This window comes from Yersinia alsatica, assembly GCF_025133195.1.
Taxonomy (GTDB): domain Bacteria; phylum Pseudomonadota; class Gammaproteobacteria; order Enterobacterales; family Enterobacteriaceae; genus Yersinia; species Yersinia alsatica.
In genome coordinates, this window is sequence record NZ_CP104006.1 from 4778072 (window position 1) to 4801910 (window position 23839).

Here is a 23839-nt window from a genome sequence, read left to right on the forward strand (position 1 = left end):
TCTCAAAGGTGGCGTAGTATACGCTCTGAAGCGTAAGTGCTCAAGTCCCGAACAGCTAAAGATCCCGAAAGGATCAATTATTATTTCGCTAAAGCCATCCGCGTTCGGCAAATGAGACACATTCACCCCGTCCAACCACCAAATGATCGAGCACCCTAATATCCAATAATGAGCAGGCTTTTACGACCTGCGTGGTCATCAAACGGTCGGCTTGGCTCGGTTCAGCCTTACCCGAGGGGTGATTATGCGCCAGAATCAGCGCGGCGGCATTAACCTTCAGCGCTTCACGCACAATTTCCCTCGGATGGACCTCTACGCTGCTGATGGTACCAGTAAACATCTCCTCATGGCGAATAACACGATGCTGGTTATCCAAAAACATGACTAAAAAAATTTCACGCTCGCGGTGAGAAAGAATATTTTGCAGAAATTTTTGGGTGATCTCGGGGTTGAGCAGGACACTCTCCTGCATCAGATGAGTTGAAAAGCAGCGACCGGCCAATTCTGCGATAGCTTGAATCTGACTGTACTTCGAAACACCAATCCCTTTTTTGGTGCATAAAGTGGCGTAATCTGCCGATAGTAACTCATGCAGTGAACCAAACTCTTCAATCAGATACTCAGCCATTTTCATTACGTGCATACCCGGAATACCGGTGCGCAGAAAAATAGCGAGCAATTCGGCGTCAGTCAGCGCTGCTGCACCATATTTCAGTAATTTTTCCCTTGGTGCCACCTGCCCATACCACTCGTCCATTCCCTGGCTCCTGTTATCCCTAAGCAGCGTGAGCAGCATGCCTGAAGGCTTAGGGGCTGACGAGCCAGTAATTGACAGCATGCGTAGCGTCTCGCAAATTTGATGATTGATGGCATCAGGAGATGCCCTGATAGCTAATCTGCCCTGCGGTTATGCTAAAATATCGCCTCTTACGGCTTTCATTCGGACAATCATGATGACGGGACTTTCCGGCAAACATATTGTGCTCGGGATTAGCGGGGGCATTGCCGCGTATAAATCTCCAGAGCTGGTACGCCGCTTGCGCGACAGAGGCGCAGAGGTGCGCGTGGTTATGACCAGCGCTGCCAAAGCGTTTATTACGCCACTCACGTTGCAGGCAGTCTCGGGTTATCCCGTCTCTGATGATTTACTCGACCCTGCGGCAGAAGCGGCTATGGGTCATATTGAACTGGGTAAATGGGCTGACTTGGTGATTATGGCTCCAGCCACCGCTGATTTACTGGCCAGAGTCGCGGCCGGTATGGCAAATGACTTGCTGACAACAGTTTGTCTGGCAACGCCAGCGCCTATTGCTGCAGTGCCTGCCATGAATCAGCAAATGTACCGGGCAGCTGCCACCCAAGCTAACTTACAGACACTCGCCAATCGTGGAATGTTATTGTGGGGGCCAGATAGCGGCAGCCAGGCATGTGGCGATGTCGGCCCAGGTAGAATGCTAGACCCGCTGGAAATTGTCGCTCTGGCGCAAGATTATTTTTCTGCCAAGCAAAATCTGCAACATTTGAGTGTCATGATTACCGCCGGCCCCACACGCGAAGCTCTTGATCCGGTGCGCTTTATCAGCAACCAAAGTTCAGGCAAGATGGGCTTCGCGATTGCTCAAGCCGCCGCCGCCCGAGGAGCAAATGTGACTCTGGTTGCCGGGCCGGTGACACTGCCAACACCCGCGGGTGTTAAGCGTATTGATGTTGTCAGCGCGCTTGAGATGCAGCAAACAGTCCAGAACTTAATCGCCCAGCAGAATATTTTTATTTCTTGTGCTGCGGTAGCGGATTACCGCGCCGAGCAGGTTTCTGACGAGAAAATAAAAAAACAAGGCGATGAAATAACGCTTAAGTTGGTGAAAAATCCGGACATTGTCGCCGGGGTCGCTGCGATGACTAAAAATCGTCCATTTGTTGTTGGATTTGCTGCCGAAACCCAGAATGTGGAAGAATACGCGCGACAAAAGTTAGTGCGGAAGAAATTAGACCTTATTTGCGCTAATGATGTATCACTCGCAGAGCATGGTTTTAACAGTGACACTAATGCCTTGCACCTTTTTTGGCCGACGGGAGAAAAACGCTTACCGCTTAGCGATAAACATCTCCTTAGTCAGCATTTAATAGACGAGATTGTCAGCCGTTATGATGAAAAAAATCGACATTAAAATTCTGGACCCACGAGTTGGCAATGAATTTCCTTTACCAACTTATGCCACAGAAGGTTCTGCCGGTCTGGATTTGCGTGCCTGTCTAAGCGAGGCCGTTGATTTACTCCCAGGGCAAACAACCTTGCTGCCTACCGGCTTGGCAATACATATCGGCGATAGCGCACTGGCTGCTGTTATTTTGCCGCGTTCTGGGCTTGGGCATAAGCACGGGGTGGTATTAGGTAATCTGGTCGGGCTTATTGATTCTGATTATCAAGGTCAGTTGATGGTTTCCGTCTGGAACCGTGGTCAACAGCCTTTCACTATCGAGCCCGGCGAACGTATTGCACAAATGGTGTTTGTCCCTGTTGTACAAGCAGAATTCAATCTGGTTGAAGATTTTGACCTTAGTGAACGTGGTACCGGTGGTTTTGGTCATTCTGGGCGCCAATAACCTACCCTAGACCTCGATACCGTAAAAAAGCTATCACATAAGCCGCCGGGGCATGACCTCAGTGCGGCCGGTATTTGGGTTTTTGTTATTAAGTCATTTTTAGCAAGGGTCTACTCGGACATGGCAGAAAAAGAAAATACGAAAAGGAACAGGCGCGAGGAAATTTTGCAGGCTTTAGCGCAAATGCTGGAATCCAGCGATGGCAGCCAACGCATTACTACCGCCAAACTCGCCGCTAATGTGGGTGTTTCTGAAGCAGCGCTTTATCGGCATTTCCCCAGCAAAACGCGGATGTTTGATAGCCTGATCGAGTTTATTGAAGACAGTCTGATGTCCCGCATTAATTTGATTCTGCAAGATGAAAAAGAGACGTTTAACCGTCTTCGGCTAATCTTGCTGCTGATATTAGGCTTTGCAGAACGCAACCCTGGGCTGACCCGTATCATGACTGGGCATGCTCTGATGTTCGAGCAAGACCGCTTGCAAGGGCGAATTAACCAACTGTTTGAGCGTATTGAAGTGCAATTACGCCAAGTTCTTCGTGAGAAAAAACTGCGCGATGGGCAGGGTTTTATCCATGATGAAGCCTTACTGGCAACTCAGTTACTGGCGTTTTGTGAAGGGATGCTTTCACGCTTTGTTCGTTCGGAATTCCGCTACCGACCAACACAAGAGTTTGATGCCCGCTGGCCTCTGATTGTGGCTCAGTTGCAATAAACTTAGTTCAGGGTAGGTTAAAAACTATGTAAAAAGGGCCATTTGGCCCTTTTCGTATTTTGGGTTGAGGAAACCTTAGATACCGTATTTTTGGCGATACTGACGCACAGCAGCCAAATGGTCAGCCATTTCGGGTTTTTCTTCCAGATAACTAATGACATCTTTCAGGGTCACAATAGAAATCACTTTGCAGTGATAATCGCGCTCAACTTCCTGAATTGCCGAAATATCGCCGCGGCCACGTTCTTGGCGATCCAATGAAATCATCACACCAGCCAGAGTCGCGCCGTGTGCAGTGATAATTTCCATAGATTCACGAATCGCAGTACCTGCGGTTATTACATCATCCACCAGCATGACGCGACCTTGCAGTGGGCTACCCACCAGACTGCCGCCTTCACCGTGATCTTTCGCTTCTTTACGGTTAAAGCAGTAAGGCACATCGCGCTCATGATGCTCCGCCAAAGCCACAGCCGTGGTAGTCGCAATAGGAATACCTTTATAGGCTGGCCCGAATAAAAGGTCGAACTCAACACCACAATCCATTAATGCTGCGGCATAAAAGCGCCCGAGTTTTGCCAGATCAAGCCCGGTATTAAACAATCCAGCATTAAAGAAATAGGGGCTAATCCGCCCTGACTTCAGGGTAAACTCGCCAAACTTCAACACCTGCTTGTTAAGCGCAAACTCGATAAACTCGCGCTGATAGGCTTTCATTGGTACTTCTCCTCTCCAGATTGTGACCGCTTTCGTTAATCACTTTGTTTAGTTATTTGGTACACCACCAACCTGCTCATCACGATGTGTTTATCAAGGTGATAAGCCTTGGGCTAGCAGGCAAAAAAAAGGCGACTACCAAGTCGCCTAAATCAATTATTGTGCTAACGCCGCCTTCTGCGCCTGGAAGATAGTTTCTATTCCTCCCCGGGCCAAATCCAGCAACGCCAATAACTCTTCATGGCTGAACGGCTCGCCTTCAGCGGTGCCTTGCACCTCAATCATCCGGCCGTCTTCCATCATCACCACATTCATATCCGTTTCTGCTGCAGAGTCTTCTACGTATTCCAGATCGCAAAGGGCTTCACCTTTAACGATACCGACAGAAACAGCGGCAACGAGCCCTTTCATCGGGTTCGCTTTCAATTTGCCGCTCGCAACCAATTTATTCAGTGCATCGGCCAACGCCACACAAGCGCCGCTGATTGAAGCTGTACGAGTACCGCCATCGGCCTGCAAAACATCGCAGTCTAAAGTGATGGTGAACTCACCCAGCTTCTTCAAATCAACCGCTGCACGCAAAGAGCGAGCAATCAGGCGCTGAATTTCTAAAGTACGGCCACCTTGTTTACCTTTCGCTGCTTCGCGGGCATTACGGCTATGGGTGGAACGCGGCAACATGCCATATTCAGCTGTTATCCAGCCTTGCCCTTGGCCTTTCAGAAAGCGCGGAACACCCTCTTCGACCGTGGCGGTGCACAATACTTTGGTATCGCCAAATTCAACCAACACTGAACCTTCAGCGTGTTTCGTGTAATTACGGGTCAGGGTCAATGGGCGGACTTGTTGTGCTGCTCGGTCTGCTGGACGCATGGGCTTTCTCCGGCTTTAAATCGATATTGGTCGCGCATTATACGGCCTTAGTGATGTAATGCCTATCCTGCCTGCGCCCCGGAGGCTATAATCCCTGCATCTTTTCTTTAAAACGGGTACGCAACAATGATCCGCAGCATGACCGCCTACGCTCGGCGTGACATTAAGGGTGAGTGGGGTAGCGCAGCTTGGGAGCTGCGTTCCGTTAACCAACGCTACTTAGAAACTTATATTCGCTTACCTGAACAGTTCCGTAGTCTGGAGCCAGTCATCCGCGAACGCATCCGTGGCCGCTTAACTCGCGGTAAAATTGAGTGCAATCTGCGTTTTGAACTGGACGCTAACGCACAAAGTTCGTTGATCCTGAATGAAAAACTGGCTAAACAATTAGTTGAAGCCGGTAACTGGGTCAAAATGCAAAGTGATGAAGGCGAAATCAATCCAGTCGATATTCTGCGCTGGCCGGGAGTTATGGCCGCAGAAGAACAAGATTTAGATGCTATCAGTACCGAGCTGATGCAAGCGCTGGATGTGGTGCTGGATGACTTTATTATTTCCCGCGAGACCGAAGGTGCAGCCTTGAAAGCCCTTATCGAGCAGCGTCTCGACGGTGTTAGCGCAGAAGTGATTAAGGTTCGTGCACATATGCCAAACATCTTGCAATGGCAACGTGAGCGGCTGCTGAGCAAGCTGGAAGAAGCACAAGTTCAGTTGGAAAATACCCGTCTGGAGCAAGAGTTAGTGCTGATGGCACAGCGTGTAGATGTGGCTGAAGAGCTGGATCGTCTGGAAGCGCATGTCAAAGAAACACACAATATTCTGAAGAAGAAAGAAGCCGTTGGCCGTCGTCTTGATTTTATGATGCAGGAGTTCAACCGCGAGTCGAATACCCTGGCATCAAAATCTATCAACGCAGAAGTCACTAACTCAGCCATCGAGCTGAAAGTGCTTATCGAGCAAATGCGCGAGCAGATTCAGAATATTGAGTAATACCTCAAGCAATCTCTAATCGCCCTATCTAGATAAAAAGCCATTATAAATAATGGCTTTTTTGTTTTAGGCGGCCCCACTTTGTATCACTAAGACGCGCTCTTTTTGTATACAGCAGTGGGCTAAGATGATTGGCACATATTCTGATCTATCTCTCGCTAAAGTATGGAAGCAGCCAAAGAGCGAGCAGAATATGCTTGATATACAACCCATTTCATTATGCTGGTTATGATTTTCTGGCCGACTTATTTATACAGCTTAGCGCTCATCATCACTTTATTACCCATACGGGCGCTGATGATTTTGTAACCTGATGCATTCATGTCTTTCGCCTTTTTAGCAATCACCGCTTCAACTGAGTCCAGGGTACTGCCTGTAGCAGTCACTGTCTGTGCAGAAGCACCAAAAGCCATCAGGGAAAGAATACTGGCGGAAATAAGAGTGTTAATCGTTTTCATGTTCATAATCCTGTAGATATTATTTAATATATTCATATGGTTAGAAACGCGCTGGGAGAGTTGGCGCATTCCTATTGATTCGATACTATTAAGCATCAAAGTTATTTTTCAGCGCTTCTAGGCCGCCACGATAAATGCCGGAGAACAGCGCTTCAGCTTCTGCATCACTGACACCGACTGGCGTAAAGCTGCCGGTCCATTCCACTCGGGTAATATTGTTGTCGGCAGTGGTGTGAACCGAGATCGTCGACAAATAATCAACTATCGGGAACCGTGCCTGAATAATGGAGTAGTTGTAGCTGCGCTGACGATTATCAAAGGCTTCCAGACGCTCGATAACGGTGCCGCCGTCAGCGGTGGTCAGAGTGCGTACGCGACCTCCTTCTGTAACGACACTTTTCGGGATGAACGGCAGCCAATCAGGCAGGGAGTCAAAGCCGCCCATCAGTTGCCATACCGTGTCGGCAGAAGCAGGGATTTCAATTGATACAGTCGTATTAGTCATTTTTTTCTCTTAATTTCAGTTAGATAAAATTACATTGTCAGGGTGTCAATGACACCGCCGTCGACCCGCAGAGCAGCACCTGTGATTGCCGAAGAGAGCGGTGAAGCCAGGTAAACCACGAGGTTTGCCACTTCATCGACATCCGCTGCACGCTGGATGATGGAGCTAGGACGCGCGGTTTTGACGAACTCGTCGGCTTGTTCGCGCGGGCTGAGGCCCGATAATGCGGTGGCATCCGCCAACATCTCTTGCAGGCCTTCAGTAAAGGTTGGGCCAGGTAAAATGGCATTGACTGTCACGCCGGTTCCCGCCAGGCGTTTTGCCAAGCCGTGCGACACCGCCAGATTGGCGCTTTTGGTAACACCGTAGTTGATCATGTCAGCCGGGATTGCCACACCTGATTCAGATGAGACAAAAATGATGCGTCCCCAGCCCTGTTCAACCATCCCTTTGGCATAGTGGCGCGACAGCCGTACACCAGAAAGGACGTTAACGTTATAAAAGTGCATCCATTCCTCGTCGGGAACGCTAAAGAAGTCTTTATCGTTGAAGATACCGAGATTATTGATAACGATATCGGCCTGCGGCTCCGCGGCGCACAGAGTGGCAACCCCTTGCTCGGTGCTAAGATCAGCAACAACGCCACGCAGCGACGCGCCCGGTAGTTTTGTGCTGATCGCAGTAATCGCACTATCAACCCCCTGTTTCTGACGGCCGACGATAACCACGGTGGCACCGGCTTGCGCCAGTCCTTTAGCAATGCCAAGCCCGATGCCGGATGTTGAACCACTGACCACAGCGATTTTGTTGGAAAGATCTAATTTCATGTTATTACTCATAGCTTGGAGGGGCCTTCTGACCCCGCAAAAATTAACGAGTCGGCAGCGGCGCGTTATCAGCAACCAAATTCTGACGGCGCATTTCATCCCAGAATTCAGCTGGAATAGAGGCTTGCAGTGCAGCCAGATCTTCTGCCATACGGCCTGGACGACTAGAGCCCGGGATAGCCGCAGCAACTGCTGGGTTAGCCAGCGCGAACTGTAGTGCGGCGGCTTTCACGTCAACGTTGAAACAAGTAGCAATCGCATTAATTTGCGCAACCTGCTGGTGAATCTGTGGAGAGGCTTTCTGATATTCGAAGTGGTCACCGCCGGCCAATACGCCAGAGCTGTAAGGGCCGCCGACCACGATATCGACATTCTGTTCCAGCGCTTCCGGCATCAGGCGCTGTAAGGCTCGTTTGTGATCCAGCAAGGAGTAACGGCCTGCCAGCAGGAAAGCATCTGGTTTTGGCTCATCGAGTGCCAATGTCAGTTCACATGGCTCAACGCGGTTAACACCCAGCCCCCAAGCCTTAATCACCCCTTCGTCACGTAGACGCGTCAGCGCACGGAAGGCACCGGTACGGGCGATGTTGAACTGCTCCAGCCAGCTATCACCATAAAAATCCTGAGCCGGGTCGTGGATCCAGACGATATCCAAATGGTCTGTTTTCAGACGCTTTAAGCTATCTTCAATAGAACGCAGAGTGCCGTCGGCAGAGTAGTCGTTGAGAATTTTGTTTTTCAGGCCATGCTCAAACAAACCGCCTTTTTCACCGAAATCGCGAGTGGCCGGGTCTTCCATTTCATCCAACATGATGCGGCCGACTTTGCTGCTCAAGACGAACTGATCGCGTGGATACTGAGAAAGTGCTTCACCCATCCGGATTTCGGAAAGACCCGAACCGTACAGCGGCGCAGTATCGAAGTAGCGAACGCCCAGATCCCATGCTTCGGTGACGGTGGCGTGTGCTTCTTCTTCAGGAATAGCGCGGAACATATTGCCCAGCGGCGCGCCACCTAAACCAATGTTGCCTGGAAGAATATTTTTAATGCTCATTAAGATGTCCTCAATATTTTTTCCCGTATCGGGAGAGTTCAGTTAGGGTGTTTTTGCTACTTCCCTGTGACGGCGATCACAATACCTTGCAAGGTTAGGACTTGATAGGACATAATTTGTCTAATTTAAGTCCTTTGAGGTCTAACATGATTGATTTACGCCAGCTGAAATACTTCGTAGTGGTTGCCGAAGAAGAACACGTCGGCCGCGCCGCCGAGCGCTTACATATCTCGCAGTCGCCACTGAGCCGCCAGATTGCCCAGCTTGAAGAACGTTTGGGGTTAATGCTGTTCGAGCGCAACCAACAGCGCATTCGCCTGACAGCGGACGGGCAGACTTTTCTTGCGGAAACACGTTCATTATTGACCCACGCCAATCGTCTGGAGTCACTGGGCAAGCGCTTAGGGCGAGGGGAAGACGGGGGGTTGTGTATTGGTTATATCGAAAATGCCATGCACTCAGGTGTGCTCTCTACCGCGCTGCGTACTCTGCGCACCTCGCGCCCAGATGTGCATATTGCACTCTATAGCCAGCCACCAGCCACACAGATTGAAGGTCTGCGCCAGCGCAGTCTGGATTTCTCACTGGTAGATACAACGCCGCCGGAAGGAGAGCAGGATCTTGAGTATATTCAGGTGCTTGATGACCGCATGCTGCTGGCACTGCCGCAAAACCACCCACTGGCGCAGGTGGAAAATATATTACCGAAGCAGTTAGCTGATCAGCAGTGGATTGCGGTGATTCACAATGATGACGCACACTCGCGCGATGGTTTTGTCGCCGCCTGTGTCAGATCTGGCTTTAATCCGGACATTCGTCTGGAAGCGGGGGAACCATTAACTGCGCTTGGGCTGGTAGCGGCAGGTCTCGGACTGGCGTTAATCCAAAACAGTTTGCGCCACAATGCGCCAGAAGGCGTTGTGCTACGTGAAATCCCGTGGATGCAATATTCGACCCAGTTGTGGGCAGTGTGGCATAAAGCAAATCAACGACCACTGGTGATGCATTTTCGCGAAATATTACGGGAGCAATAAGTTATTTGGCTAGCTCAACATTGACGAGAGTGAATAGGCCGCGCCAATAAAAACGGGGTTTTATTGCTCGGATTGCGCTAAATGAATCAGTGGGAAAGGTTTCCCTTCGCCATCCAGTTCTGAACGCCCCGTTTTTATAAATCCGCAATGTAGGTAAAAAGCCAATGCAGCTGGATTTTGCTCATTCACATCGACACTTAATTTTCCCTTTAAATGTTGAGCATGAGCTAGCAGCGCTTTACCAATTCCTTTGCCGTGATAAGCAGGATCCACAAACAACATTTCTACTTTATTACCATCAAGGCCAATCAGCCCTACCACTTCTGCATCCTTTTCAAATAACCAAACCTCCAGTGCAGGTAAATAAATATCCCGTACTTGTGGCAAATAAAATTGAATATCCGCCTCAGTTAAAAACAGATGCGTTTTTCTAACCGCACTTTCCCAAACTTCGATTAAACGGGAGGAGTCCGTAGGTATCGCTCGTCTTATCATTCGTTTCTTACCCTCTCGTGATTGCCAGCTATAGGATAATTATCACTGAATTGTAACGCGTTAAACAAGCCCCGGCGGATATCAAACAACTGAGCACCGGCACTATTTTCTCCCTATTATCTGGAGTATGTTGAGCAAACAGAATCCATCGCCACGATTTTCCAGTAATTCTTGCGGAGTAATTATGATTGCCACATCCACTTTACTGCTGTTTTCTGGCGCTTGTGTTGCACTTGCAGCAACACCGGGGCCAGATATGCTGCTCATCACTTCACGCAGTATTAGTCAGGGGCGCGCCTCAGGTTTTGCCTCACTAGCAGGTATCCAACTGGGAACTTATTGCCATACTTTGGCTGCCGCATTAGGGCTTTCACAACTTTTTGTGGTCGTCCCATTGGCTTATGATGCAGTGCGAATTCTCGGCGCTTGCTATTTACTTTATCTGGCATGGAAAACATTGGCATCTACTCGTCACACGGCAGCAAAAACAGCACCACAGCCAGCTTCCGCGCATAAGGCATTCCGGCAAGGGCTATTGACCAATCTATTGAATCCTAAAATGGCGCTGTTCGTATTAGCGCTATTCCCACAATTTATCACGCCGCAATCTGGCTCAGTTATTGTGCAAATGCTGTTACTAGCAACCATCCTGAATGCGATAGGTCTAGTTATTAATGGCGGCCTGATTTTGCTAGTCAGTAATATGCGTAATCGCTTTAATACCGGAGCATTCTCAGCGCGCTGGCCTAACTATTTACTTAGCGGCGTTTTTGCCGGATTAGCCTGTAAATTACTGTTCGATAGCCGAAAATAGTCACGATATTGGAATAACACGAGTAAACAAGGAAAAGGATATGCAGTTAACAGTACTGGTTGATAACAATACTTTGATAGATAAATACCTTATCGCTGAGCCAGGCGTTTGTTATCACCTTCAAGTTGATGGAAAAACATTCCTTTTTGATACCGGTTATTCCGATATTTTTTTACGTAATGCAGCAATTTTGGGTATTGATATTAGCAACATTGATAGTGTGATTCTCTCTCATGGCCATAATGACCATAGCTGGGGTTTAACCCACCTTGCACAACATCTTGACCGGATAAATCACCCTAGTACGAATAAAATAAAGCTTGTGGCCCACCCCAATGCTTTTTTACCTAAATACCATGAAGATAAATCAATAGGTGCCAATTTACCGGCTGATAGTTACCCAACGTTTTTCGAACGGGTTAATCAGTCAGGCGTCTATTACATTACCGATAATCTGCTTTTTTTAGGTGAAATTGAGCGTGGTAACGATTTTGAAGGTCTGCATCCTATTGGGAAAACCGTCAATTGCTGCGGTCATGAGGTTGATGACTTTGTCATCGACGATAGTGCAATGGTTTATACCAGCCCAACAGGGATTGTGATTATCACCGGTTGTTCCCACTCTGGCATCTGCAATATTGTCGATTATGCTATTAAAATAACGGGTGATAAACGTGTGCGAGCGGTAATTGGTGGATTCCATCTATTAAATACAGAAACAACTATACTCGACAGAACTTCCGACTATTTCCAACGAATTAATGCTAAAGCACTATATCCTTGTCACTGTACTGACCTAAAAGCAAAAATAGCACTGGCCAGCACGGTTGATATAGAGGAAGTTGGTGTTGGAATGGTACTTAACTTTAAGTAAAGGCATTCGCTAATAAAAGAAAGTACAAGAAATGTCCTATTATTTCATTCCCACAGCATTAGTGAGGGTAAACGTATAGTCAGCCTTTTAAAGCTAATGCATAATCGCTGCCGGAAATTTAACGTTTAAATAAGAAGGAACTTGTAATGCTTAAGAATGTACTTTTTTTTGATGCACTGCTGACACCAAAAATTCTTACCGGTTTATATTGGCTTTTACTGGTACTTATCATTATCTCTGGCGTATTTGTAATGGTACAGACTAGTATTATCGCGGGCTTTTTCAGCATCATTGGTGGTGGTCTGACTTCTCGAATTTGTTTTGAGATGATCATGATTGCCTTTAAAAACAATGAATATTTGAAAAAAATTGCCGAAAAATCCTGATCATGATTTATCTTGGGTATTCTAATATTCATTTGAAATGGAATACCCAAATCGCTTACCACTGGTATGCTTTCATCATTAATCCGTTAAAAAAGACACGTCTCCCTCGTTACCCACATAAGTAAAAAGTTCATCTTCCATACCGCTCCACTTTTAAGACTTTGCCTAAATGAGCATAACAACATAAAAAATTAGTATTTTTTATTTTTTTCATGCTTAACTTTCATCACAATCTGAAAGTAGGAAGAGCATTTAATATGATTATCGCTACTATCTACGATCAGGTATGAAGAAATTACACATATACTTTATTCGTTGAGAGCTCTCGATAGGGTCATGTTCTAGAGACTAGAATTACCATCATGACTGGGAAAGCTAGGGATAAGCTGTTTAAATTTCTGGCTAAGGTAACTAACAGGCACATATACACTTTTAGAGGATCGCATATGTTCGAAGACCAAGACACATCGATCCTTAACACTTATTTTGGCACCCATAGCCCATTTTGGCGGCTTGCTTTTGATAGCCAGGCTTTAGAGTTGTCTGCGATTAAAGAAACACCCAATATTGCAATACCTCTGAATTCAGTTCAAACAATGAAAATTCGGAGCTTAACCGGTATTACTGCCAGTTTAGATATTGAAATTCAAATTTATGGTCATCCCCTTCATTTACATCTTGTGGGCCGTAAAATTAATGACAAAGAGTGGGGCGGAACAGCTTCCGCGTACGCTGATACTGAATCTGTCGCCCGTGATTTAGTGATGGGCCTTTCCTTTGCAGAACAGGTAGTTTCTGAAGCTAATTCAGTTATTGTTATTCTTGATAAAGATGGTTACGTCCAACGTTTTAATCACCTCAGCGAAGAATATACGGGTAAAAAAGAACAGGACGTCATTGGCAAAAATGTCTATGACTTGTTTATGACCGCCAAAGAAGGAGCGTCATCACGCAAAAATATTGAGGGTTTCTTCCAGCGTGGTGCCTCTTATGAGGTTGAGCGTTGGGTTAATACCGTCAAAGGAAAGCGCCTGTTCTTATTCCGTAATAAATTTGTTCATAGTGGCAGTGGAAAAAACGAACGTTATCTTATCTGTTCCGGCACTGACATTACCAAGGAGAGGCGCGCTCAAGAGCGCCTCAGGATTCTGGCTAATACCGATATGATTACTGGATTGCCTAACCGCCACGCCATTCATGAACGTATTAATAGCGCAATCCAAACCCGTGGTGATACCTCGGTAGGTATTATTTATCTTGATCTCGATAACTTCAAAAAAGTGAATGACCATTATGGTCATATGTTTGGTGATCGATTACTGAAAGATGTCTCGCTAGCTATATTAAGCTGCTTGGGTGAGAGCGAAATGCTGGCCCGACTTGGCGGTGATGAGTTTATTGTTTTAGTCGAAAATGCCACCATGAACTCGCTTGAAATGATAACTCAGCGAATTCTAAACCGCATGAAATTGCCTTTCCGGGTGGGGTTGATTGAAGTATATACCGGATGCTCTATTGGAATAGCTTTATGCCCAGAGCATGGTGACACATTGGAAAATATTATTCGCAGTGCAGATACCGCCATGTACACAGCAAAAGAACACGGGAAGCAAACCTATTCGATTTTCTCACAACAGATGAATAAAAAAATCTCAGAATATGTTTGGCTAGATACCAATTTGCGCAAAGGTTTAGAACAACATCAGCTGCAAGTCTATTACCAACCTAAAATATCCACAAAAACAGGAAAAGTGCACAGTGTCGAGGCGTTGGTTAGATGGCTATCACCGGAAAGGGGTTTAATTGCTCCGTTGGAGTTTATCTCATATGCAGAAGAATCAGGGTTGATCAGACCACTTGGCAAATGGGTTCTACAAACGTCGATGCAACAGGCTGTCGATTGGAAAAAACGTGGGATTAACCTGCGAGTTGCAGTGAATGTTTCTGCCCGCCAGTTAATTGATGAGGCTATCGTCACCAGCTTTATTGAGTCCCTTGAAGCCAGTAACCTGGAATGCAGTCTGGTCGATGTTGAATTAACAGAAAGTTGCTTAATTGATGATGAAGATGCTGCCATCAATATCATGAAACAGTTACGGCACTTAGGTGCTCAGGTTCATTTAGATGACTTTGGCACGGGTTATTCTTCACTTTCTCAATTAGCGCGTATCCCTATTGATGCGATTAAACTAGACCAAAGTTTTGTTCGCCATATTGATAATAATCCCATTTCACAATCTCTGGTTCGAGCCATTATTGTTGTCGCCGAGGCACTGAAAATGCGAGTGATTGCCGAAGGGGTGGAGACTCAAGAGGAAGAAGCATTTCTCGACTCCATTGGCATTGATGAAAAACAAGGGTTTCTTTACGCCAAACCAATGCCCGCAGATGAACTGGAGCATTGGCTGGTAACACAACACCCTCACCTTTTATTGGATTAGGTGTACAGCACTATATTGCTTTTGGCATTGCTGAAGTATGCCGGTCTTGCAACATGACTAACCGCTCGATATAAGCGATATCTTTTGGTTCAATAGAAAATGCCGAATCTACCCAGTCTTCAGTAATATCCATTAACTCAGAACGTGTTAATTGCAAAACACGCTGACGAACTCGAATCATCGCCCTCATACCATTTAGCTTAGGCCTGATCGTGTCTATAAAGGTGCGAGTTGCAAGATAAGCATCACCTGGCTGAAATAACTTATCAACTAATCCACGGCTCTCATACCATTCCGCAGCATGGGGTTCACCTGTCCAAATCAATTGTTCCGCGACCCTCATACCTGCCTTTCTGGCAACAAGTGAATACCCCCCCATACCCGGAAATAGATTAAAAGCTATCTCTGGAAAACCCATTCTGGCTGTGGTTTGCGCCAACACAAAATGATGAGCCAATGCCGCCTCAAACCCTCCACCTAAAGCACTACCTTCAATCATCGCGATAGATATCGCCCCAGTATCAAAGCCACGCGCAGCGGCATGGACACAATCGACACACGCGCGAGCATATGCCATGAGTGCTTCGCGTTTGCGACTTTTGATCATTTGTGCAAAAAAGCTTAAATCCCCTCCCACATTAAACATATTGGGCACCACTGAGCCAGTTACCCAAAAATCGATGGGTAATTTTGACTCTTTAGCCGTCTGTACTAGCGTCATAATATTTTCAATTAACTCTAGATTAAAACAAGGGCGCGGATGAGCTCGTAGTAACATCCACATGGTATTACGGCCTTCTTCATAATAAGCCGATATTTGAGATAAATGGCCGGCTTCAGTAAAAGGGCGGCAACTAGGCAGATTAATCATATTCATATTCCATCCAATGAGTTAGTTGAACACAGATAGTGCTATCGCCTTATCCTCCTTGAGGAAACGCTACATTTGCCTTAATGACGGCAACTTAAGCTGGCAGATAAATAGTGAGTCACCCAATGGATAAATGACGGGGAATGCAGTAAAAATTTAAACAAGCGGGATGTTTAGGAGACAATTAAAGAATGGGTAGAATATATATGTTCAAGAAGGTTGAATTTCAGATGAAAAAAACCTGCCATTATGGATAAAATGCTGACTGAATTTTTATCCCTGACGGATTTCTTATGCTACAAATTCTCCATTTTCTCTTAGCGCTGATTGCTATTGCGGTCTTGGCTTTACTCGCAAGTCATGATCGTAAAAACATCAAACTGCGCTATATTTTTCAGTTACTAATTATAGAAATTGCCTTGGCATATTTCTTTTTACACTCAGAAAGTGGATTGGGCGCGATAAAATACTTTGCTGGACTATTCGAATCTTTGATGAAATTTGCCGCAATCGGCACCAGTTTTGTTTTTGGTAACATGAATGAGCAAGGATTAGCATTTATATTCCTCAATGTCCTTTGCCCAATCATTTTTGTGTCCGCATTGATTGGTATTTTACAGCATTTCCGTATCTTGCCGCTCATCATCCGGGTCGTCGGCACATTGTTATCCAAAGTAAATGGCATGGGAAAACTGGAGTCTTTTAATGCCGTAAGTACCTTAATTTTAGGGCAATCAGAAAATTTCATTGCCTATAAAGGCATTATTGCTGATATATCGCCACGCAGAATGTACACCATGGCCGCCACGGCAATGTCGACAGTATCCATGTCAATTGTAAGTGCTTACATGACCATGCTCGATCCAAAATTTGTGGTTACAGCACTCATACTGAATATGTTTAGTACTTTTATTGTTCTTTCTATTATTAACCCATACCCAGTCACAGAAGAACCTGAATTAAAACTGAATAAGCTTCATGAAGACCAAAGTTTTTTTGAAATGCTCGGGGAATATATTCTGGCCGGTTTTAAAATCGCCATGATTATAGCTGCCATGTTAATCGGGTTTATTGCTATCATTTCTGCTATTAATGCTTTATTTAGCACTTTATTCAATATCAGTTTCCAAGGTGTGCTGGGATATCTATTTTATCCACTCGCACTACTGATTGGCATCCCAGCTCAAGATGCTTTACAGGCTGGCAGTATTATGGCGACCAAATTAGTAGCAAATGAGTTCGTAGCCATGATTGAGCTGAAAAAGGTTGCAGCCGAAATGTCCCTGCGTGGTTTGGGTATTCTCTCGGTCTTTTTAGTCTCTTTTGCTAACTTCGCCTCAATTGGCATTGTTGCTGGTGCCATTAAAGGGTTGAATGAGCAGCAAGGCAATGTGGTCTCACGATTTGGATTAAAGCTAGTCTATGGTTCAACTTTGGTCAGTTTACTTTCTGCCGCGATTGCCGGCCTTGTCTTGTGAGCCAAACTTACTCTAACCGTACAGAATAAATAATAAGTCGGCCTTTTACCTCTCGTTATTTCGAAGGTAGAAGGCCGGAATTCAGACTCAAAACTTACGCTTAGAAATCAACGCAGACAGCCGCATCAACTCGCATAACGGATTCTTGCGCAAACTGCTGTTTATAACGGGAACGCAGAGTTTCAATCGCACTTTCTTTGTCATCGTTATGAATAAGCACCAACGCCCTGCTGCTTTCTTTGGCGATCTTGCCATCATTCCCCAACCATTGCCCTTTAGCCTCAATAACTGTCAGACCATCTTTAAAACGGCTGGTGACATCATTATCGACGAAAGACTGCCATTCAGTCGATGAAATGGCGGGACCATGAGGGCGGTTCAAGCCAAAATAGAGTGTCGTTTGTGTCATTGGTTCACCTTTAACACAATCCGGAGCTACAACCTTCACCACTGATTTATTTGCATGGCTAGTGCTATCAATACAACCCGTTAGTAATGCTCCAACGGTAACCACACTCGCTAAAAGTACAGCCCGATATTGGAACGGATTAACCCACTTATCCATGAACAAATCCCACTGAAATAAAAGATAAAATAGAAATAAAAGCTATCATCCGACGAATAACTCTGCAATAAGACGAGATAATCATAAAAGCGCTCAATAGTGTTACCATCCCTCTTCAATAGAGTGGTTTTTCACCTAGAATTATTAATGAACAATTATCACATCATTCATTTTTTATGAATATATATTAACAAGATAGCTAATATTTTGATTAGATTAAGTAATCCTAAATGCATGGCTTAGAAAATCTCAGTCGCACCGTTATCTCTTAGTGATTACTCTGCGGCCTTTGCAGCCACTAAGAAATTTAATTCATTATGCTACTCAGTGTTCTTTATATTATCGGTATCACAGCTGAAGCCATGACCGGAGCACTGGCTGCGGGCCGCCGTCAAATGGATATGTTTGGCGTCATTATTATTGCCTCTGCAACCGCCATTGGCGGGGGTTCGGTCAGAGACATGCTACTAGGCCACTATCCACTTGGCTGGGTTAAACACCCGGAATACATTGTCATTGTCGCCATTGCCGCGATAGTCACAACTTGGATGGCGCCATTAATGAAGCATTTGCGGCATTTATTTCTAGTGCTTGATGCTATTGGGCTTATTGTTTTTTCCATTATTGGTGCACAAATTGCTCTCGATATGGGCCACAGTACGATTATTGCGGCGATTGCAGCCGTGATTACCGGTGTCTTTGGTGGTGTTCTGCGCGATATGTTCTGTAACTGCATCCCGTTAGTATTTCAGAAAGAAATCTATGCCGGTATCTCATTTGCCGCCGCTTGGATCTATATTGCTCTGCAATACACTCCGCTGTCTCATAACTGGGTTGTTATCATTACACTCGTCACAGGGCTGAGCGCACGATTACTGGCATTGAGATTCCGTCTTGGTCTGCCAGTATTCAAATATGAGCACTCTGAGCATTAAGCTAAGCCCGCAGAGGATCACTCTTCGGGCCTGAAACCTGCAATTCCCTGTTGCGATAAAAAATCTGCCAGTGCTTGCACTTCTGGGTGGTATAAAAAATTGTTAATCTGCTTTGCCCGTACCTGCCCAATCCCCGAAATTAAACGCCATTCGGCAATGTTACGTTGCTGTAAAGAGTGCCACTGAGTACCAACGGGCACTCCCTGTGGGAATCCTAATGCTGGCAACCACTGAGAAAAAGGTTTCTGCTTTGTGCTTTGAAATTGTTGATAAATTTTTTCTGCTCGTGTTGGCCCGATACCAGGAACAGTAGCTATTTGCTCGGCAGTCAGTGATAACCACCCAACCATGTTATTAATAAACCCATGATAGACAATCTCTTGCCAGAATTTACCGCCAATACTTTGCATATCCAGCCCGTTAGGGCCACTGAGCCATGTTAAACGCGCTATAAACTGCGGTTGACATTCGAGGGGCGGTAAGCGGAAACAACTCAACTGATGAAATCTATCGGCTATCGGTGGGTTGAACTCATGCCTTTGGCCGACACGCCAAACGACCTTATCGAGCCGCGGAATACCCTGCCCGGCCAATGCGATGGTAACTTGATCTCCAGAGGTAATATTCCACTGCCGCCAGCGCGCCATAGACCCAATATTCACGCGTCGAATCCATTTATCATCAATTTTTACGGGTGAAACCTGTAAAACCACAGTGATCTTACCCGTACGCCCAATGGTAAAATGGATATCTTGGATTTCAGTTAGTTGCTGAACAGGTGGATATTTCCACGCCACCGACCAATTTCCTGATGCTGATCGCCAATAACGCCCTGCGGGTTCCTCTTCTTGGCGGATAACAACACCATCCGTCACGAAAGGCAGTGGCGCTCGATACCAGTGCTCTCGCCACTGAATAACATCCTCACTTGAAGTCGCCAATTTGCTGTATTGAGTAGCCAACGGGAAGCCCATTATTTGCAATCGTGTGGTTCTCTCCAGCATGTTCTTGGGCCCATCCGGCCATGCCCAAATAAATATGCCCAGTTTGCCCAGCAATGGCGATGCATACTTGCGCATCAGAGCTCCTGCAACTGAAGCTCTGGCATTGACTCCCCCAGATTGGGCTTGTTGGTGGCCTTCCATCTGTAGGAATAGCTCCCCCTGCAAAGTTAATAGAGGGGGAGCCATGGCAATATATTGTGGAATAGCAGAAATGAATGGCGCTTTATCAATCCAACTCTGACCCTTCAAGCCATTCCCCCGGCTAAGGAGCTGTGTTAGTTTTCCAGCCTGATATACCAGCGTAACTGCAACGCCATCAACCTTAGGTTGTACCCAAAGATTTTTCCTTCCCGACATCCAGTTAGTCAGCGCAGTCTCATCTTTAAGTTTTTTTAATCCGGTATGCGCCACAGGATGAAGCTGTTTCTCATTGCCTGGTATGGGCCTATTATTCGTTTTATCGGGCAGCTCGCGGCACTCCCGCCAACCCCGCAATTTATCCTGCAATTGATCGTAAATATTGTCATCCAGCAGACTAATTCCTTGCTGGTGATAGGCTATATCCCACTTATTCAGTTGTTGATCCAAGAGATTAATTTCATCAGACATTCGTCTTTCCGACCATTCCGGGCAGATAGATTCAGCCCTAACCTCCCAATGGATAAAACCAATAATTATTAGGCTTAACATTTTAAAATTTTGCACATTCATCAGCGCCACCTCCTTGGCAACCGCCAGTAAAACCTGAAATATTTTATCCGTCGAAGGCAAAAAGATTTAAATGCGCGCGCTACCGAACAATACTTTTATGCTTGCTGCAACTCGCTAAAATTACGCAATACTCCCCGCAAAAGCATAAAATCGTGCTGTTTATAGACAAAACATTAAGGTGAAATGCGTTGTAACGCTGCATGACGCGTAGCAGCCGTGTATACTGTGCGGAGATTCACACTTCTGCTTTCTATATACACCCAACATAATTGGCGTTGCAGATAGGCTGTAAGCGAGCAAATCACGGATTCCTGATAACATCAGCGACTCTGGCGAGAAAACCCCGCGAGCCCCACTGTAACTTCAACTAATAAGGGTATATCAACCTAATCAACTGAAACGTCATCATGGTTCAAGGCACGCTATATATAGTTTCCGCACCCAGTGGTGCAGGGAAATCAAGCCTGATTCAGGCTTTGTTAAAAACACAACCTTTGTACGACACGCAGGTTTCTATTTCTCATACCACACGTGCAAAACGTCCAGGGGAGAATCACGGCGAGCATTACTTCTTTGTGTCTAAAGAAGAGTTTTGCCAGATGATTGATGATGATGCTTTTCTTGAGCATGCCAAAGTATTTGAAAATTACTATGGCACCTCACGTCGGGCAATTGAGCAGGTTCTTGCAACCGGTGTCGATGTATTTTTAGATATCGACTGGCAAGGCGCGCAGCAAATTCGCGCAAAAATGCCAACCGCGCGTAGTATTTTTATTTTGCCTCCATCCAAAGAAGAATTGGATCGCCGATTACGTGGCCGTGGGCAAGATAGCGAAGAGGTTATTGCTAAGCGAATGGCGCAAGCTGTCGCTGAGATGACCCATTACGCAGAATATGATTATTTAATCGTGAATGATGATTTCAATCTGGCATTGTCTGATCTGAAAACCATTATTCGTGCAGAACGACTGCGTTTAGGCCGCCAGAAACAGCGGCATGACGCTTTAATCAGCAAATTATTGGCAGACTGAACAGAGTTTCAGTATCATGCCCAGTCATTTCGTCACCTGTGGAGTAGCAGAATTATGGCACGCGTAACTGTTCAAGACGCTGTAGAGAAAATTGGTAACCGTTTTGACCTGGTGTTGGTCGCTGCTCGTCGGGCACGTCAAATCCAGTCCGGCGGTAAAGACGCACTGGTTCCAGAAGAAAACGATAAAGTTACTGTGATTGCGCTGCGCGAGATCGAAGAAGGCCTGATTACTAATCAGATTCTTGATGTGCGTGAACGCCAAGAACAGCAAGAGCAGGAAGCCGCAGAGATCCAAGCGGTAACCGCAATTGCTGAAGGTCGTCGTTAATTAGACAGCGAGTCTGCTTTGTACCTGTTTGAAAGCCTGAATCTGCTGATTCAACGTTACCTGCCAGAGGAGCAGATTAAGCGCCTCAAACAGGCATATCTTGTCGCACGTGATGCTCACGAGGGTCAGACACGCTCCAGTGGTGAGCCTTATATCACTCACCCGGTTGCTGTGGCCTGTATTCTCGCGGAGATGCGGCTCGATTACGAAACCTTAATGGCGGCATTGTTGCATGACGTCATCGAGGATACCCCTGCTACATATCAAGATATGGAGCAATTGTTTGGGAAGAGCGTAGCCGAGCTGGTCGAGGGTGTCTCTAAACTCGATAAACTGAACTTCCGTGACAAGAAAGAAGCTCAGGCGGAAAACTTCCGCAAAATGATCATGGCGATGGTGCAGGATATCCGCGTCATTTTGATCAAGCTGGCTGACCGCACCCACAATATGCGAACTCTGGGCTCGTTACGCCCGGATAAACGCCGTCGAATTGCTCGCGAAACCCTTGAAATATATAGCCCACTGGCCCATCGGCTAGGTATTCACCATTTAAAAACCGAGCTGGAAGAGCTGGGTTTTGAAGCGCTCTACCCTAATCGCTACCGCGTCATTAAAGAAGTGGTAAAAGCGGCTCGCGGTAACCGCAAAGAGATGATTCAGAAAATCTTGGCGGAGATTGAAGGGCGTCTGACCGAGGCAGGTATCCCTTGCCGTGTCAGTGGTCGTGAAAAGCATCTCTATTCCATCTATTGCAAGATGAACCTGAAGGAGCAGCGTTTTCACTCCATCATGGATATCTATGCTTTTCGGGTTATCGTTAAAGAAGTCGATACTTGCTACCGTGTTCTGGGTCAGGCTCACAGCCTGTATAAACCCCGTCCGGGCCGCGTAAAAGACTACATCGCCATCCCTAAGGCTAACGGCTATCAATCGTTGCATACCTCATTAATCGGCCCTCATGGGGTTCCGGTAGAGGTGCAAATCCGTACTGAAGATATGGATCAGATGGCCGAAATGGGGGTTGCGGCACACTGGGCTTATAAAGAGCAAGGTGAGTCCGGCACCACCGCACAGATCCGCGCTCAACGCTGGATGCAAAGCTTGCTGGAGCTCCAGCAAAGTGCGGGCAGCTCATTTGAATTTATTGAAAGTGTAAAATCTGATCTTTTCCCTGATGAGATTTACGTTTTCACCCCGGAAGGGCGCATTGTTGAATTACCTGCTGGCGCAACACCGGTCGACTTTGCTTATGCTGTGCATACCGATATCGGTCATGCTTGTGTGGGCGCTCGTGTTGACCGCCAGCCATACCCGCTTTCTCAGTCACTGAGCAGTGGTCAAACCGTTGAAATCATTACCGCTCCGGGTGCACGGCCAAATGCAGCCTGGCTGAATTTTGTCGTCAGTTCGAAAGCGCGCGCTAAAATTCGCCAATTACTGAAAAACCTTAAACGCGATGAGTCGGTCAGCCTTGGCCGTCGGTTACTGAATCATGCATTGGGGAATGGGCGGAAACTATCTGATATTTCAGAAGAAAATATCAAGCGCGAGCTGGACCGCATGAAGCTGGCTACGCTGGATGATTTACTGGCGGAAATTGGCTTGGGTAATGCAATGAGTGTCGTGGTGGCTAAGAACCTCTTAGGTGACCCATCAACACTGGCAACCTCCGGTGGTACCCGCAATTTGGCAATTAAAGGTGCTGATGGTGTTCTGATTACCTTTGCCAAGTGCTGCCGTCCAATTCCGGGTGACCCGATTATCGCCCATATCAGCCCAGGTAAAGGTTTGGTTATCCATCACGAATCCTGCCGTAATATTCGTGGTTACCAAAAAGAGCCTGAGAAATTTATGGCGGTTGAATGGGATAAAGAGACTGAGCAAGAGTTTATTGCTGAAATCAAAGTCGACATGTTCAATCAACAAGGTGCTTTGGCGAATCTGACGGCGGCAATTAATGCTGCTGAATCTAATATTCAGAGTCTGAATACTGAAGAGAAAGATGGCCGGGTATACAGCGCCTTTATTCGCCTGACTACTCGTGACCGAGTCCATCTGGCTAACATTATGCGTAAGATTCGTATCATGCCAGATGTGGTTAAAGTCAGCCGTAATCGTAATTAAC

General features: G+C 46.4%; 25 protein-coding genes. 14 read left to right on the top strand and 11 right to left on the bottom strand.

All coding sequences use genetic code 11. The features are described 5' to 3' along the window. Window positions 1–88 precede the first annotated feature (88 nt). Window positions 89–757 (bottom strand): RadC family protein, encoded by a 669-nt coding sequence (radC, locus tag N0H69_RS21610; protein ID WP_050123957.1) that lies wholly within the window; start codon window positions 755–757, stop codon window positions 89–91. 193 nt (window positions 758–950) lie between these two features. On the opposite strand from radC, the gene coaBC reads away from it, so the two are divergent. The 3 genes from coaBC to slmA all read left to right on the top strand — a co-directional run bounded on the left by coaBC (window position 951) and on the right by slmA (window position 3321). After that, entirely contained in the window at window positions 951–2168 is a 1218-nt protein-coding gene (coaBC, locus tag N0H69_RS21615; RefSeq protein WP_050296607.1) for a bifunctional phosphopantothenoylcysteine decarboxylase/phosphopantothenate--cysteine ligase CoaBC, read from the top strand. Continuing rightward, window positions 2146–2604, top strand: a complete 459-nt coding sequence (gene dut, locus N0H69_RS21620) for a dUTP diphosphatase (protein WP_050101102.1) — start codon at window positions 2146–2148, stop codon at window positions 2602–2604. Before coaBC ends, dut begins: the two co-directional genes overlap by 23 nt. 120 nt (window positions 2605–2724) lie before the next feature. Then, complete coding sequence (gene slmA / locus N0H69_RS21625; protein WP_004710465.1) at window positions 2725–3321, top strand: nucleoid occlusion factor SlmA; 597 nt, start codon at window positions 2725–2727, stop codon at window positions 3319–3321. 75 nt (window positions 3322–3396) lie between these two features. Here the strand turns inward: slmA and pyrE are convergent, their stop codons facing one another. Beyond that, window positions 3397–4038 carry an orotate phosphoribosyltransferase gene (pyrE, locus tag N0H69_RS21630; RefSeq protein ID WP_050123959.1) on the bottom strand — a complete coding sequence of 214 codons (642 nt, stop codon included), beginning with the start codon at window positions 4036–4038 and terminating at the stop codon, window positions 3397–3399. Between the two features lie 156 nt (window positions 4039–4194). After that, window positions 4195–4911: a ribonuclease PH gene (gene rph, locus N0H69_RS21635; protein WP_050110110.1), complete on the bottom strand. Its 717-nt coding sequence runs from the start codon at window positions 4909–4911 to the stop codon at window positions 4195–4197. 126 nt (window positions 4912–5037) lie between these two features. On the opposite strand from rph, the gene N0H69_RS21640 reads away from it, so the two are divergent. Further along, window positions 5038–5901, top strand: coding sequence for a YicC/YloC family endoribonuclease (locus tag N0H69_RS21640; protein ID WP_050110111.1), 864 nt, complete (start codon window positions 5038–5040; stop codon window positions 5899–5901). Between the two features lie 245 nt (window positions 5902–6146). Here N0H69_RS21640 and N0H69_RS21645 read toward each other — a convergent pair whose 3' ends face one another. From N0H69_RS21645 to N0H69_RS21660, 4 genes are all read right to left on the bottom strand, one after another. Then, on the bottom strand, window positions 6147–6359 hold the full coding sequence (locus tag N0H69_RS21645; RefSeq protein WP_050123961.1) for a YdgH/BhsA/McbA family protein: 213 nt from the start codon (window positions 6357–6359) through the stop codon (window positions 6147–6149). Between the two features lie 88 nt (window positions 6360–6447). Continuing rightward, window positions 6448–6864, bottom strand: coding sequence for an SRPBCC family protein (locus N0H69_RS21650; protein ID WP_050152101.1), 417 nt, complete (start codon window positions 6862–6864; stop codon window positions 6448–6450). Between the two features lie 29 nt (window positions 6865–6893). Then, a complete protein-coding gene (locus N0H69_RS21655) occupies window positions 6894–7691 on the bottom strand; it encodes an SDR family NAD(P)-dependent oxidoreductase (RefSeq protein WP_050152100.1) in 798 nt (265 codons plus the stop codon). Between the two features lie 43 nt (window positions 7692–7734). Continuing rightward, window positions 7735–8745, bottom strand: coding sequence for an aldo/keto reductase (locus N0H69_RS21660; protein ID WP_050152099.1), 1011 nt, complete (start codon window positions 8743–8745; stop codon window positions 7735–7737). Between the two features lie 146 nt (window positions 8746–8891). Between N0H69_RS21660 and N0H69_RS21665 the strand changes: the two genes are divergently transcribed. After that, a complete protein-coding gene (locus N0H69_RS21665; protein ID WP_050152098.1) occupies window positions 8892–9779 on the top strand; it encodes a LysR substrate-binding domain-containing protein in 888 nt (295 codons plus the stop codon). A 60-nt stretch (window positions 9780–9839) separates the two neighbouring features. Here N0H69_RS21665 and N0H69_RS21670 read toward each other — a convergent pair whose 3' ends face one another. After that, window positions 9840–10274, bottom strand: coding sequence for a GNAT family N-acetyltransferase (locus tag N0H69_RS21670; protein WP_050152097.1), 435 nt, complete (start codon window positions 10272–10274; stop codon window positions 9840–9842). A 184-nt stretch (window positions 10275–10458) separates the two neighbouring features. Between N0H69_RS21670 and N0H69_RS21675 the strand changes: the two genes are divergently transcribed. From N0H69_RS21675 to pdeR, 4 genes are all read left to right on the top strand, one after another. Then, window positions 10459–11088: a LysE family translocator gene (locus N0H69_RS21675; protein ID WP_050152096.1), complete on the top strand. Its 630-nt coding sequence runs from the start codon at window positions 10459–10461 to the stop codon at window positions 11086–11088. 40 nt (window positions 11089–11128) lie between these two features. Continuing rightward, a complete protein-coding gene (locus N0H69_RS21680) occupies window positions 11129–11962 on the top strand; it encodes an MBL fold metallo-hydrolase (protein ID WP_050152095.1) in 834 nt (277 codons plus the stop codon). Between the two features lie 146 nt (window positions 11963–12108). Next, a complete protein-coding gene (locus N0H69_RS21685; RefSeq protein ID WP_050110131.1) occupies window positions 12109–12348 on the top strand; it encodes a DUF4282 domain-containing protein in 240 nt (79 codons plus the stop codon). Window positions 12349–12794: 446 nt separating this feature from the next. After that, window positions 12795–14789, top strand: a complete 1995-nt coding sequence (pdeR, locus tag N0H69_RS21690) for a cyclic di-GMP phosphodiesterase (RefSeq protein ID WP_050152094.1) — start codon at window positions 12795–12797, stop codon at window positions 14787–14789. A gap of 10 nt (window positions 14790–14799) precedes the next feature. Here pdeR and N0H69_RS21695 read toward each other — a convergent pair whose 3' ends face one another. Then, window positions 14800–15666 (bottom strand): crotonase/enoyl-CoA hydratase family protein, encoded by an 867-nt coding sequence (locus tag N0H69_RS21695; protein ID WP_050152093.1) that lies wholly within the window; start codon window positions 15664–15666, stop codon window positions 14800–14802. A gap of 287 nt (window positions 15667–15953) precedes the next feature. On the opposite strand from N0H69_RS21695, the gene N0H69_RS21700 reads away from it, so the two are divergent. Next, complete coding sequence (locus N0H69_RS21700; protein WP_050152092.1) at window positions 15954–17138, top strand: NupC/NupG family nucleoside CNT transporter; 1185 nt, start codon at window positions 15954–15956, stop codon at window positions 17136–17138. A gap of 100 nt (window positions 17139–17238) precedes the next feature. Here the strand turns inward: N0H69_RS21700 and N0H69_RS21705 are convergent, their stop codons facing one another. Then, entirely contained in the window at window positions 17239–17703 is a 465-nt protein-coding gene (locus N0H69_RS21705; RefSeq protein ID WP_050123968.1) for a DUF3574 domain-containing protein, read from the bottom strand. 317 nt (window positions 17704–18020) lie between these two features. Between N0H69_RS21705 and N0H69_RS21710 the strand changes: the two genes are divergently transcribed. Then, on the top strand, window positions 18021–18638 hold the full coding sequence (locus N0H69_RS21710) for a trimeric intracellular cation channel family protein (RefSeq protein WP_004710431.1): 618 nt from the start codon (window positions 18021–18023) through the stop codon (window positions 18636–18638). Between the two features lie 17 nt (window positions 18639–18655). Here the strand turns inward: N0H69_RS21710 and ligB are convergent, their stop codons facing one another. Next, window positions 18656–20353, bottom strand: a complete 1698-nt coding sequence (gene ligB / locus N0H69_RS21715; RefSeq protein WP_050152091.1) for an NAD-dependent DNA ligase LigB — start codon at window positions 20351–20353, stop codon at window positions 18656–18658. Between the two features lie 407 nt (window positions 20354–20760). On the opposite strand from ligB, the gene gmk reads away from it, so the two are divergent. From gmk to spoT, 3 genes are read left to right on the top strand one after another with little or no spacing between them, the layout of a single operon-like run. Beyond that, window positions 20761–21384, top strand: a complete 624-nt coding sequence (gene gmk / locus N0H69_RS21720) for a guanylate kinase (RefSeq protein WP_004710427.1) — start codon at window positions 20761–20763, stop codon at window positions 21382–21384. A gap of 54 nt (window positions 21385–21438) precedes the next feature. Next, the gene (gene rpoZ / locus N0H69_RS21725; RefSeq protein ID WP_004392061.1) at window positions 21439–21714 is read left to right on the top strand and encodes a DNA-directed RNA polymerase subunit omega; all 276 of its coding nucleotides are present in this window, start codon (window positions 21439–21441) and stop codon (window positions 21712–21714) included. Window positions 21715–21732: 18 nt separating this feature from the next. Next, the gene (spoT, locus tag N0H69_RS21730; protein ID WP_004710426.1) at window positions 21733–23838 is read left to right on the top strand and encodes a bifunctional GTP diphosphokinase/guanosine-3',5'-bis pyrophosphate 3'-pyrophosphohydrolase; all 2106 of its coding nucleotides are present in this window, start codon (window positions 21733–21735) and stop codon (window positions 23836–23838) included. Window position 23839: the final 1 nt, after the last annotated feature.